The sequence below is a fragment of the Mucilaginibacter sp. genome (genome assembly GCF_036383575.1).
Taxonomy (GTDB): domain Bacteria; phylum Bacteroidota; class Bacteroidia; order Sphingobacteriales; family Sphingobacteriaceae; genus Mucilaginibacter.
Genome location: NZ_DASVOB010000151.1, coordinates 1 through 13,247 on the forward strand (window position 1 = coordinate 1; position 13,247 = coordinate 13,247).

Here is a 13,247-nt window from a genome sequence, read left to right on the forward strand (position 1 = left end):
GCCGCACTAAGTTTACTTTTTGTTACGCTGTTTTCCAGTGTTAATACATTTGCCCAAACCAAAAAGAAAAAAACTCACTCGGTAAGGGATTCACTGCGTGCCTCCATCCTTTCGCGCGATTCGATGATGCGGGCGCTTAAACGCTCGGACACATCGGTAAATAACCTGCTGCAAAAGGTTGAATATTATACATCTGCATTTAACCAGATCAAAAGCAATCTTTCAAAAAAATTAGATACTGTCGATATCAGTACCAAGCTGCCGTCGTTTGAAAAGCGGGTTACCCTCATCAAATCGCTTATCGATAATGATAAATCAAGTACGCTAAGGTATTTGTATACCATCAGGGATGTGCTCACGCGCAGTGATGATCAGCTTGATCTGTGGCAGGAGCAACTTGCCGATATCAATAGTAAACTTGTTCAAAATCAAAATGATCTTGATGCAATTTCACGTGATAGTGTTTTAAAGATCCTGCCTGCCGATAGCTCGCTGGCTACTACTTATCTCATCCAGAAAATAGCTATCGATAGCAAATATCACCGGCTTGACACCACCAACAAAAAAGTGATGGTAAAGGTAGGGCTTCTGCAAAACCGAACTTCGGCTGTTTATATTACTATACTTGACCTTAAAGACCAGATCGATACCAAGATCAGGGATTTCAGTATCCGGGCGATGTCGCAGGAGTATAGCAACATCTGGAACATGAATGCCGACGAAGGCAATGATTTTGGCCCGGCTACAAAAGCCACCGCCGATATGAACGCCAAGCTTTTCAGCTTTTTTATTGGCCGGGATATCCTCATCCATCTTGGTGGCTTAGTGGTGTTATTCGCGTTTTTTGCCTGGGTACGTGCCAGTCGCCGAAGGATCTTACGGGATAATGATACGCCCGAAAGCGTATTTAACCAGGCTAATTATGTTGTAAACCACCCGTTTGCATCATCACTAATTTTAACGTTTACGCTGCTGCCTAACTTTTATGATCATCCACCGGTAGTAGTTTTGGAAATGTTTTTACTGGTGCTGATGATAGCCTTGCTTTACCTGGTAAAAAAGGCTTGCCCGGCTATTATGTTCCGTTACGTGCTACAGTTGTTTGGCATTACCATTGTTTATAGCCTGAGCAACCTTTATATCCAAGTAACCAATATCGACAGGGTAGCAATCCTGATTTTAAGTCTGGCTGCATCGGTAATAAGCTTCAGGTTTTTATCAAAAGTGCGTAAAGCTAAGGATGATTACTTACCGTATACAGGCTTTATACTTAAGGTTTTCATCTTTTTTCAGGGAGCTTCTTTTTTATGCAATGTTTTTGGCAGGGTGAGTTTGGCTAAGATCATTGGTGTTAGTGTGGTGTATAATCTCTGGCTTTCTCTCGCTTTGTATTACATTGTGCATATCATTATGGAAGCCTTGTTTCTGCAACTGGAAGCCGGTAAAAAGAGCAATAACCTTACTTCTTTCATTGACTACAAACTGCTTCAAAATAAATTCAGAAGTGTATTGAGTATCCTGGCAGTCTTGCTGTGGCTGGTGATGCTTACCCAAAACCTGAATATTGAAGATATGGTATTTGATTTCTTGGGCGATTTCCTGACCAAGAACCGCAGCATAGGCGGTACCACTACCCAATTCACGTTTCAAAGTGTGATCATTTTTGTGGCGGTGATCTGGCTTTCGTCTATCGCGTCAAAGATCATCAGTTACCTTTACGATATTGCTGCCAAACATGCCAATGATATTGACGTAGCCAAGAAAAAGAACCGCACTTCTACCCTGCTGATCCGCATCGGGGTAATAGCATTAGGATTCTTTTTAGCGGTTGCTGCTTCGGGCGTGCCTATTGATAAAATTACCATCATTATCAGTGCCTTTGGTATAGGTATCGGTTTCGGTTTACAGAATATTGTAAACAACCTGGTATCGGGCTTGATACTTGCATTTGAAAAACCTATCCAGGTTGGCGATATCATCGAAGTTGATAGTCGTTCGGGTACTATTATGGATATCGGGATCCGTGCCAGTAAAATAGCCACCGCTGATGGTGCCGAAGTGATCATTCCTAACGGCGACCTGATTTCGCACCACGTAATCAACTGGACGCTAAGCAATAACAACCGCCGCGTTGAACTGATTATTGGGGTAGCGTATGGCTCTAATATTGAGCAGGTTAAAGCATTACTATTAAACATGCTGAACAATCATGATGATATCATGCCACAACCCGCTCCATCCGTATTCCTGCACAGCCTGAGCGAAAGTTCGGTTGATTTCAGGCTGTTCTTTTGGGCTGCGGATATTTCAACATGGCTCTCATTGAAAAGCCGTGTATTGGCCGATATTTATGATGCTTTCGCTAAAGAAGGTATCGACATACCGTTCCGCCAGCAGGATGTACGGGTAATATGGCCTAAAGGCTTGCCTCCTATTAAAATAGAAGCGCCAGGCCTAAACGAAGCCGAAGAAACGGAACAGGATACAGACGATACTAAAACTCCGAAGGATCAAGATCAGTAAAATGGATCTTCTTTTTCACAAAGAAATCCCAAACTATACTGCCCCTGTATATGCCAGTGGTATTTTGTTTCATGACTTCCAGACTTTCGGACTTCCAGACTTTCGGGCTTTTCTTAAACAGGCTCAGCACAAAGCTTTGATGCGCCCGGCTTACCGCCCAGGCATCTTTGCGCTTGCCTTCCATTAAAAACCTGAGCAGGGCAAGCAGATCCATCATAAAACGGATACAGATCACCCAAAAAGCCCTTCCAAAAGGAAGGTTCTTTTTTATCAGCAGCAGGTTGTTCCTGAAGTTGAGATAAGTTTTAAAAGGATTTTCAGCATTTAACGTACCTCCACCAACATGGAAAATGGTTGATTGCGCGCAATACATCACTTTATACCCCATGTTTTTTAAGCGCCAGCAAAGGTCGATCTCTTCCATGTGGGCAAAAAAACTTTCGTCAAAGCCGCCTGCTTCATCCCAGATACTTTTTTTAATGAAGAGCGATGCTCCTGACGCCCAGAATACCTCACCCGATTGCTCGTATTGCCCATTATCCTTTTCCAGTTCGTAAAAGATCCTGCCGCGACAAAATGGATAACCATGCTTATCAATGAAGCCACCGGCAGCACCAGCGTGTTCGAAATAATCTTTTTGCGCGTACGACCTGATCTTGGGTGCAGCAGCAGCAATTAAACTGTCGCTTTCCATCAGTTCAATCACAGGCTCAATCCATCCGGGGGTAACTTCTACATCTGAGTTAAGGAGGATATAATAGTCGGCATCAACCTGGGCCAGTACCCGGTTATAGCCGCCTGTAAAGCCGTAGTTTTTATCATTTTGAATGATCCTTACCGATGGATAGCTCTCGCGCATAAATGCCACAGAGTCATCTGACGAGGCATTATCGCCCATCACAATCTCCAGGTTGGGATATGTAGATGATAATACCGAAGGAAGAAATTGTTTAAGGTACTTTACGCCGTTCCAGTTTAAAATAACTACAGCAACTTTAGGTGTATGGGTCATCTATGTAAATCCTCCGGCTTAAACTTCCATCTCCGGTGCGACCATAACCAATATTGCGGTTCTCTTCTGATCATCCCCTCAAGGTACTTCACGTGCATATCTGTTATTTCGTGTTCGGCAGTTTCTTTTGGTGTTTCGGTAAGCGGTATCAGGGTGTATTCATAATATCCACGCTTTACCCGTTTCATGTCGTAAAAAACAACAGCAGCGTCAATTGTTTTGGCAATTTTTTCAATCCCCAAAAATACGGCTGTGGGCTGGTTTAAAAAATCAGTAAAATAGTTTACCTCATGCATTACCGGTGTTTGGTCGCCTACCAATACACTTACGGTAAGCTCCTTACGATATTCGACCATTTTGCGCAGTGTTTGCTTCATGGCTACCGGTTGCCCGCCAAATCGCGACCGTATTTTAATAAAAAATTCGTCGAATGTTTTATTTGACAAGTTTTTATAAACTATCATGAACCTTTTATCGGTAACAAAATTAAAATTCAGGGCAGCCATTTCCCAGTTACAATAATGACCCGCAACTGCGATAATACTCTTACCTTTAGCAAAGTATTCAAAAACGAGCTCGGAGTTGGTAGCTACTACCCTTTTCTGAATCTGTTTTTCTGATACGGTGATCATTTTAATGGTTTCCACCATCAGGTCGGACAGGTAGCGATAGTATTTGCGTTCGATATCATGGCGCTCCTGATCTGTTTTTTCGGGAAAGGCGTTGCGCAGGTTTTGCTGTACCACATCGCGGCGATAATGAACAATGTGGTAAATAATTACGAACGAGATATCGGATAAAATGTATAAAAACCAAAAGGGGAGCAACGATATGAGGTATAAAATTAATATACCAAACTTAGTAAAGCCCTTTTTTATCATTATTTTAGCCGATTTTGAGCACAAACATAAAATATATGATTGAAAAAGGCGCTGTATTACCTATGTTTTATCTTCCGCCGGTAGATTATTTTGTACAACTAAATACGTACAAGCCTGATATACTGATAGAAAGAGAAGAGCATTTTCCTAAACAAACTTATCGCAACCGGGCTAATATCTATTCGCCCGATGGTGTGCTGGCATTGGTAGTGCCGGTAATTAAAGGTTCAAAAAATCACACTAAAGTTAAAGACGTAAAAATCAGCTACGATTTTATGTGGCAGCGCCTGCACTGGCAAAGCCTACAGGCTTGTTATCGCCGTTCAGCCTATTTTGAGTTTTATGAAGATGATTTTGCACCGTTTTATGAAAAACAAATTACCTACTTATTTGATTATAACCAGGAGCTTTTGAACCTGCTGCTTAAGCTCACCAAAATAAAAACGGAATTAAACTTTACGGATGAATACCAGGCCGAATATCCTAACCAGCATGATTTTCGGTTTTCTATCCATCCAAAAAAGGAAAGCGAAATACAGCAGAAACCCTATTTCCAGGTGTTTGAAGACCGCCGTGGTTTTATGAAAAACCTAAGCATCATTGACTTGCTGTTTAACCAGGGGCCGCAAACAATAAACTATTTGTAGATGAACGGAAGCTTAAAACGTTTACGCCTTAAAAAACATAAACATGCAGGTAATGTAGGCGACAGACCGGGGACTATCAATATCCCCGATGATGCCCTGAAGCCCATTATATCCGTTTACTCGTATAACAAAGATGAGCTGGTAACCTGCGAGGGCAAGGATATAAAAACAGCATTGAAACAGCTGAGCAAATGCGATAACCATACCCATTGGATCAAAATAAATGGTTTGGGTGATGCCGACCTGATCGAGCAGATTGGCGCACATTGTAATATCAATTCACTGGTTTTGGAGGATATTGCCAATACCCATCAGCGCCCTAAGTTTGATGAATATGAGGATTATGCGTTTTGCACCAGCCGGATAGTTCAATTCAATAAGGATAACGAGATCATTAACTGCCAGTTTTCGGCTATTATAAAGGATAATATTATCGTTAGCTTTGAGGAAGATCATACTGAACGCTTTGATGCCGTAAAAGCCCGTTTAAAAGCCGGAAAAGGGGCTATCCGCACAGCCGGACCGGGTTATATGTGCTACGCGCTTACCGACACTATAATTGATACCTATTTTGTTTTATTAGCTGAGATTGGAGATCATCTGGACGCGCTTGAAGATAAACTTTACCTCAGCGCCGATAAAACCATTATGTTTGATGCCCAGCAGCTAAAACGTACGCTTATTGTTGTACGCCGTGCAAGCTGGCCCGAGCGGGATAAGATCAATGACATGATCCGCTCTGATAGTCCGCTGATAACGCCGGAAGTAAAATTATTTTTGCGCGATGCCTACGATCACTGCATCCAGGCTATGGACCTTATTGAGAATTATAAGGAAGTAACATCAAGCATAATCGACCTATACCTGTCTATGGTAAGCAACCGCATGAACGAGATCATGAAAGTGCTCACCATTATTTCAGTGATTTTTATTCCGCTTACTTTTATAGCAGGTATTTACGGGATGAATTTTTCGAGGCAAGATGATAAAGGACACCTGATGCCTGATAATATGCCTGAGCTTTACTGGCCTCACGGATATGTTTATGCCATTGTGTTTATGCTTTTGATAGCTTTAGTGCAGGTGTTTGTATTTTGGAAAAAGGGCTGGTTTAACAGATTATAGGTCGCCCCCCAGCCCCCTAAAGGGGGGGGTATCGACAACACTAATAAATAAGAGGAACATCGCTGAATGCAACGTTCCTCTTATTTATTATCGGGCAAACTCCGGCTTGAGATCAGCTTTCATCGCTTTCCTGAACTTCATTACTTTCGGTTCTGATACTCCTACGATATAGGGCTGATCGGGATGTGACCGATAATATCCCTGGTGATAGTTCTCGGCAGGGTAAAATACTTTAAAGGGCACTACTTGGGTAACTATTGGATCGGCATAATGCTTTGACTCATTTACTTTCTTAATAGTGGCCTCAATTGTATTTTTTTCTGCTTCATTACGATAAAAGGCGATAGAACGGTAATCGGTACCTTCATCAGGGCCCTGACGGTTGAGTGTGGTTGGGTCATGCGCAAAGAAGAATGCCTCGGCTATTTTATCAAAACTGATCACCTTTGGATCGTAATAGATCTGCACAGTTTCAGCATGATTGGTGTTTTGCGAGCTTACTTCCCTATAGGTGGGATTTTTAGTAGTACCACCGGCATATCCTGAAATCACTTTGTTAACGCCTTTTAGTTCAGACATTGCTTCACTCATACTCCAGAAACAACCTCCCGCGAAAGTTGCTATGGCCTCCCCCGTTTTTGGCGCAGGTAAAGCTGCAAAATCATCGCCATTTTTTGAACCTTGCCCATCGGCACAACTGCTTAAAAACAGGAATATTCCCGCCGTATATAAGATCAACTTTTTCATAATTGATATAACTATTTAGTTCATTATATACGCCATCCTAAGTCAGGCAGATGGTCATCGTCGTGTAAACAAGATTAACGCCGGTTTCCCTGTTGCATGAGCGACTTCTTTACCATAAAAAGGATCTCGCCAAGGCCATTAGTTTTGATCTCGAATGTGGTTGATAACAACATCCCCATTTTATCTTTAGTAAAGCCCTTGCCGGACATCCACTCCAGGTATGATACGGGAATATCGGCTATGATAGTACCTTTATATTTACCGTAAGGCATCCTGGTTTGTACAATATTGATGAGTATTTTAGGGTCTGGTTTTAAATTTTCCACTTGGTAAAGGTAAGCACAAACCGGCGGGATTCTTCTTTATTCCTGTAATCCCCGGATAATAAAAAATGTTGCCAGTGCCGCAGCTACGCCGATACTTGCCTTTAATATCCCGCTGCTTACATAAGGAGGGATATATTTTACACCCATTTCATCGGCAATGGCCGGGTGGCCTACATAACGGCCCTTTGCGGGTACTGCCAGCTGCTCGAAATTATCTGCCAGCTCATGCAGTTCGTCATGAAGCTCACGGCCGCGCATTACCGAACCATGACCAGCTGCTACTGCGCGTGGCTCAAGTGCGGTAAGCCTGCGGACAGATTCGGCTGCTGCTTCCCAGTCGGTAGTGAAATATCGGGGCGGGCCGGTTAACTTCTTAAGCGAACTAAAGGAATACAAAGCTGATTCAGCCTTCGTAGTTGAAAAAGCATCGCCAACCACAAGTGTTGAATTTATTGGCAGAAACAGCGAAATATGCCCCGGCGTATGGCCAGGTGTGTGAATGACCTTCCATTCGGGCAGTTCAGGGATCCCTTCTTCCATATCGATTGCCCTTACTTTAGTGCCGAGGTTTATAGGCGCTGTAGGGAAAAATACCGACAGCAGGCTCATCACCCCATCACTGAATGAAGGATCGGCCGGAGGATATGATGACAGGTCGGTTAAATAAGGTAATTCAAGTGCGTGAGCATAAACGGGTACATTCCATATCTTCAAGAGCTCTTCAAGCCCCCCTGCGTGATCGCCATGGCCATGCGTAAGCACAATAGCAGCCGGTCTTGTTCCCGGGCCAAAAAGTTCTTCGGCCATGGCAATGATCTTGCCTGCCGAACCTTTTAACCCCGTGTCAACCAAAACCCAGCCCTTGGCAGCACCGGGGCGGTTTGCTATCATGTAAATATTAACGAACAATAATTTGGTTCCCCATACCCTTTGCGATACCTGGAAATATTTTGTACTGAGCCTTCTGTTCATGGTTTATAATTGTTAACAAAACATAACTCGTATATTAAAAGTTTTAGCTGTGTTAAATTTATAAAACAATTTTATCAGCCTAAAAATAAATAATATAGCGGCCTACCTAATGTCAGTGCAAACAGAAGTTACCTAAGCCATGTTAGGTTAATAAATCGTAAATATTATGGAACAGCAATTTGATGCTACACTTACAGGAACCGATAGTGAAATTGACGGCATAGCGCAACAGGTAATCCGTCCCGGTTACCCCAATGCCTATGAATTTAAGTCAATAGATGAAACACTACATTTGGTAATAGCCAGGGATAAAGATGGCGAATGGATCAGGCTTGATGGCACAGAGCCCTACCTTTCAAGCTGGGTAGATGAACTTGCCGAACAGGCAGTAAGCCATTCTTTATAAAAAAGAAAGCCGGGTCATTTGACCCGGCTTTCTGCGTAATAATTCAATCAGTTTAGTCTAACTCAATTGGTTTCATCCGGGGCACTAAAAAGTGCATGATGAGCCAGGCTAAGATGTAAGCGCTGCCGCAAACAAAAAACATAATGTAATAGGCAATCTCAATTTTATGGATTGACCGGTAATATACAAACAGGTTTTTCTGTACGGCAAGTGATAGGAAAACACCTCCGATAGAACCGAACATTCCACCCAGGCCAGTTACCGAACCAATGGTCCGCTTAGGGAACATATCTGAAACGGTAGTGAAAATATTAGCGCTCCAGGCCTGGTGTGCCGATGCTGCTATGCCAATTACAATTACAGCAAGCCACATATTAACACCACCTAAAATTTGGGCAAATATGATGGGGATTACTGCAAGTGCATAAATAAACATGGACGTTTTACGGGCTTTAAACACCGGCCAGTTATTTTTGATCAGGTTCATGGGCAACCAACCACCGCCAACGCTGCCAAAGGTAGACATGGTATAAACCAAGGCAACAGGGATAGCTATCGCTGTACCTTTTAAATTATACTGGCTCTCCAAAAAATCGGGTAACCAAAAAAGGTAAAACCACCAAATGGGGTCGGTAAGGAATTTGCCTATAACAAAAGCCCAGGTTTGCTTAAAGGAAAGCAGCTTGCCCCATGATATTTTCTTTTGCTCAATAGGTTGCAGAGTTTCGGTTTGGCTGTCATCGTCACTGTTGATGTAATCAAGCTCAGCTTTTGATACCTTACTGTGTTGTGCAGGTGCGCGGTAAATCACCTGCCAAAGCACCAGCCATATAAAGCCTATAGATCCGGTTATAATAAAGGCCCAGCGCCACCCCCATGCAGCTGCGATAAACGGAACCGTTAAGGGGGCAACTATTGCACCTACGTTTGCGCCGGAATTGAAGATACCTGTGGCAAATGCTCTTTCTTTCTTAGGAAACCATTCAGCAACGGTTTTAATAGCAGCAGGGAAATTTCCCGCCTCACTAATACCCAATGCAGAGCGCACTACGCCGAAACCAAAAGTGCCACCAACAAAAGCATGGCATACTGCCGAAATACTCCATAACAGCGTTGAAAGGAAATATCCTAATTTGGTGCCGATCTTGTCAATGATCCGGCCGGCAGCCAGCAGACCTATAGAATATGCTATTTTAAACGCTATCTCAATATTGGCGTAATCCCCATCGTTCCACTTAAACTCCTTTGTAAGGTCTGATTTAAGCAAACTGATCACTGCCCGGTCAAGGTAATTAACGGTTGTTGCAAAAAACACCAGCGAGCAGATCACCCAGCGGTAGTTTCCAACTTTTTCTTCTCTCATTATAATTTAGGTTAACAGGCTATTTAATGGTTTGTACTATTTCCAGCAGCTTTAATGTATCGTTATAAAGCTTGTCATACTCCTGGTTTTCCAACACGCTTTTGCTGATGAGCTTGCTGCCCATACCCACCGCGCATACGCCGGCTTTAAACCAGGTACTGATGCTGTCATGGCTCAAGTCAACCCCACCTGTTGGCATGAACAACTGACCCGCAAACAGGTCCCTGATAGATGATACAAACTCCGGTCCCAATATATTGGCCGGGAATATTTTTATTAAAGCAGCTTCGTTTTGCTGCGCTAAATAGATCTCGGTTGGCGTCATACTCCCCGGAATCCACAACAAGTTATGCTGTGCTGCCACTTTGCCTACTTCGGGATTAACAATCGGTGACACGATAAAATCAGCCCCGGCGGCAATAAAAGCCTCAGCTTCCTGAACACTTTTGATGGTGCCGATACCCAATTCCAAACCAGGCATTTCGCCGTTGGCAAGGGCTTGTTTTAAAACTTTGAAATTTTCAAGGGCAGCCGCACCACGGTTGGTATATTCAAATACCCGGATGCCGGCTTTATAAAGTGTACGGGTTATCTGCAGGCTCACTTCCGGATCTTTATAAAAGAACAGCGGTAATGTACCTTGCTTTAATATTACGTCAAGTACTATATCTTTTTTACTCATTATTTCATAGCATTATAAATTTCATCAACTGTTTTGGTAGTTGCATCACCTTCAATAAAAAGCTTTTCAAAAGCGGCAGCCGTGGCAAAATCCAATAACTGCTGCGGATCCTGCTTGTTATAAAAGCCGTAAATAAGCCCGGCCATAAAACAGTCGCCACTGCCTACTTTATCAACCACGGTTTCGGTAGTGTATGTTGGCGAATGATAAAAGCGGTTGCCTGCAAAAAGCGAAGTATAATATTCAACACCTTTACCGGCATCAAAGCGGAAAGTATTGGCTACAGCCCGGCAACGCGGGTATGCATCCATAATCTTTTCAGACGAATAAAGTCCCTCTTTGAGGTAAATGCTTTGCTGCCCCGATTCATGGATATCCGGCGTAACAGGAATACCCAACATGGTTTCCTCTGCCCAAACATTGCCCATAATAATATCTGCATATTGCACCAGCTTTGGCATGATCTCGATTGGCTTTTTGCCATACTGCCACAATTTGGGGCGATAGTTAAGATCAACAGATATGGTGATATGTTTCCTGCTTGCTGCCTGTAAAACTTCTTCGCAAACATCAGCAGCCTGTTGGCTTAAAGCCGGGCATATCGCGCTGAAATGAAACCAGCTTACCCCTTCAAGAACGATATCCCAATCAACTATGCCCGGTTTCAGATCGGCAAAAGCCGAACCTGCACGGTCATATACAATGGCATTGTTCTTTACATCTTTACCGCGGGTAAGGTAATAAAGCCCTATCCTGTTGCCGCTTTTGTGTATTGCCGTCGTATCAATGTTTTTGCTTTCCAGGTAACTGATAAGCTGTTCGGATAAAGCATTATCAGGTAAAGCGGTAAAGTATTTTATCGGCTGCTCCCATAAAGCTAATGCATTGGCAACATTAAGCTCAGCGCCGCCTATAAAAAATGGCAGTTTATTTTCTGCAAGCCATTGTCCCTCGCCATCGGGACACATCCGTAATAACAACTCGCCAAATGAGAGTATGCTTCCCTTTGTATTTTCGATATTGCTCATTTAAAAATTGAAATAGTTTTTGGCGTTAAAATAGCAAATATCACTCACGATCTTTCCTGTCCATTCAATATCATTTGGTAATTCGCCGTTCTCTATATCATCGCCCAAAAGGTTACAAAGCAGCCTACGGAAATACTCATGCCTCGGGAACGACATAAAGCTTCGTGAATCTGTAAGCATCCCTACCAGACGGCTCAGCAGACCCATATTTGATAAAGCATTCAATTGCTTGATCATGCCATCTTTCTGATCCAAAAACCACCAGGCCGAACCAAACTGCATTTTACCTGCAACCGAACCATCGTTATAGTTACCCACCATGGTAGCAAACAGTTCATTATCGGCCGGGTTAAGGTTATAGATAATAGTTTTGGCCAACTGGTTGGTGGTATCCAGCCTGTTCAGGAATTTGGATAATGCCCTGCCCTGTGTAAAATCGCCAATAGAATCCCAGCCTGTATCGGGGCCTAAATTGGTTAATGCACGTGCATTATTATTGCGCAGTGCACCAAGGTGAAATTGTTGTACCCAGCCTTTTTCATGGTCCCAAATGGCAAAGTAATACAACATGGCCGATTTAAATTTCAGGATCTCTAATGGCAGCAGTACCTCATTGTTTCTTATTTTAATGAAGATGGCAGCTATTTCAGCATCAGTATAATCCTCAGCGTAGATCTGCTCCAGGCCATGATCGGATAGTTTGCATCCGTTTTCGGCGAAGTAATCATGTCTTGCTTTTAGGGCTGTAAGGTATTCATCAATGTTAGATATGGATGCGTTTGATACTGCTTCCAGCTGATCAATGTATTTGTTAAGCCCGGCAATATCATCGGCGTTCATGGCTTTATCAGGGCGGTATGCAGGTAATATTTTTACACTGAACGCGTCCTGTTTCAGTTTTTGATGATAACTAAGATTATCCAGCGGATCATCCGTCGTACCCACAACCTCTACATTTTTATTTTTCAGGATGTTGCGGATGCTAAACTCGGGTGATTGAAGTTTTTCATTGCACTGGGCATATATATTTTGTGCCGACCCTGGCGAAAGCAATTCATCAATGCCAAAATAGCGCTGCAATTCCAGGTGTGTCCAATGATACAGCGGATTTCTTAACGTGTAAGGTACAGTTGCTGCCCAGGCCGTAAACTTTTCTTCATCGGTTTTATTACCGGTGATATAAGCTTCATTAACCCCATTTGCACGCATAGCCCGCCATTTGTAATGATCGCCATAGAGCCAGATCTGGGTTATGTTTTTGAAATTGATATCATCAGCAATCTGATCTGGCGGCAGGTGGCAGTGGTAATCAATGATAGGCTGATGGCTCGCAAACTCATGATATAAGCGTTGCGCCGTTTTAGTTTGAAGTAAGAAATCCTGATCTAAAAAATTCTTCATTGGTTATTTAACAGATGTATACCAGGGTTAATGGTATAGTAGTTTATACTTGTAAGCGGCAAATTACACATCATATAGGCAAGTTGGAAGTAATAAGCCTAAACAATCCACGCAAACGTTTTCGCTGGCAGGTA

At 42.9% G+C, this 13,247-nt stretch carries 13 protein-coding genes; 4 read left to right on the plus strand and 9 right to left on the minus strand.

Translation table 11 applies throughout. The annotated features are described in order from the left end of the window. A partial coding sequence (locus VF500_RS05445; RefSeq protein ID WP_330858701.1) for a mechanosensitive ion channel family protein occupies positions 1–2,523 on the plus strand: 2,523 nt, incomplete at its 5' end. On the opposite strand, the gene VF500_RS05450 is transcribed toward VF500_RS05445, so the two are convergent. Then, positions 2,495–3,535, minus strand: a complete 1,041-nt coding sequence (locus VF500_RS05450) for a glycosyltransferase family 2 protein (protein ID WP_330858702.1) — start codon at positions 3,533–3,535, stop codon at positions 2,495–2,497. The genes VF500_RS05445 and VF500_RS05450 overlap by 29 nt on opposite strands. Continuing rightward, on the minus strand, positions 3,532–4,416 hold the full coding sequence (locus tag VF500_RS05455; RefSeq protein WP_330858703.1) for a lysophospholipid acyltransferase family protein: 885 nt from the start codon (positions 4,414–4,416) through the stop codon (positions 3,532–3,534). The genes VF500_RS05450 and VF500_RS05455 overlap by 4 nt, the downstream gene beginning before the upstream one ends. Before the next feature lie 14 nt (positions 4,417–4,430). On the opposite strand from VF500_RS05455, the gene VF500_RS05460 reads away from it, so the two are divergent. Both VF500_RS05460 and corA read left to right on the plus strand, forming a co-directional pair. Next, positions 4,431–5,063: a WbqC family protein gene (locus tag VF500_RS05460; protein WP_330858704.1), complete on the plus strand. Its 633-nt coding sequence runs from the start codon at positions 4,431–4,433 to the stop codon at positions 5,061–5,063. Continuing rightward, positions 5,064–6,188, plus strand: coding sequence for a magnesium/cobalt transporter CorA (gene corA / locus VF500_RS05465; protein ID WP_330858705.1), 1,125 nt, complete (start codon positions 5,064–5,066; stop codon positions 6,186–6,188). 87 nt (positions 6,189–6,275) lie between these two features. On the opposite strand, the gene msrA is transcribed toward corA, so the two are convergent. The 3 genes from msrA to VF500_RS05480 all read right to left on the minus strand — a co-directional run bounded on the left by msrA (position 6,276) and on the right by VF500_RS05480 (position 8,233). Next, on the minus strand, positions 6,276–6,935 hold the full coding sequence (gene msrA / locus VF500_RS05470; protein WP_330858706.1) for a peptide-methionine (S)-S-oxide reductase MsrA: 660 nt from the start codon (positions 6,933–6,935) through the stop codon (positions 6,276–6,278). Between the two features lie 74 nt (positions 6,936–7,009). Then, positions 7,010–7,261: a DUF3820 family protein gene (locus tag VF500_RS05475; protein ID WP_330858707.1), complete on the minus strand. Its 252-nt coding sequence runs from the start codon at positions 7,259–7,261 to the stop codon at positions 7,010–7,012. Between the two features lie 36 nt (positions 7,262–7,297). Then, complete coding sequence (locus VF500_RS05480; protein WP_330858708.1) at positions 7,298–8,233, minus strand: MBL fold metallo-hydrolase; 936 nt, start codon at positions 8,231–8,233, stop codon at positions 7,298–7,300. A gap of 166 nt (positions 8,234–8,399) precedes the next feature. Here VF500_RS05480 and VF500_RS05485 point away from each other — a divergent pair, with 166 nt between their 5' ends. Beyond that, positions 8,400–8,639, plus strand: coding sequence for a hypothetical protein (locus VF500_RS05485; RefSeq protein ID WP_330858709.1), 240 nt, complete (start codon positions 8,400–8,402; stop codon positions 8,637–8,639). A gap of 52 nt (positions 8,640–8,691) precedes the next feature. On the opposite strand, the gene VF500_RS05490 is transcribed toward VF500_RS05485, so the two are convergent. The 4 genes from VF500_RS05490 to uxaC are packed head-to-tail and all read right to left on the minus strand — an operon-like array spanning position 8,692 to position 13,113. Then, positions 8,692–10,002, minus strand: coding sequence for an MFS transporter (locus tag VF500_RS05490; protein ID WP_330858710.1), 1,311 nt, complete (start codon positions 10,000–10,002; stop codon positions 8,692–8,694). Positions 10,003–10,021: 19 nt separating this feature from the next. Beyond that, entirely contained in the window at positions 10,022–10,684 is a 663-nt protein-coding gene (locus VF500_RS05495) for a bifunctional 4-hydroxy-2-oxoglutarate aldolase/2-dehydro-3-deoxy-phosphogluconate aldolase (RefSeq protein WP_330858711.1), read from the minus strand. After that, complete coding sequence (locus tag VF500_RS05500) at positions 10,684–11,712, minus strand: sugar kinase (RefSeq protein WP_330858712.1); 1,029 nt, start codon at positions 11,710–11,712, stop codon at positions 10,684–10,686. The genes VF500_RS05495 and VF500_RS05500 overlap by 1 nt, the downstream gene beginning before the upstream one ends. Further along, the gene (gene uxaC, locus VF500_RS05505; RefSeq protein WP_330858713.1) at positions 11,713–13,113 is read right to left on the minus strand and encodes a glucuronate isomerase; all 1,401 of its coding nucleotides are present in this window, start codon (positions 13,111–13,113) and stop codon (positions 11,713–11,715) included. Positions 13,114–13,247: the final 134 nt, after the last annotated feature.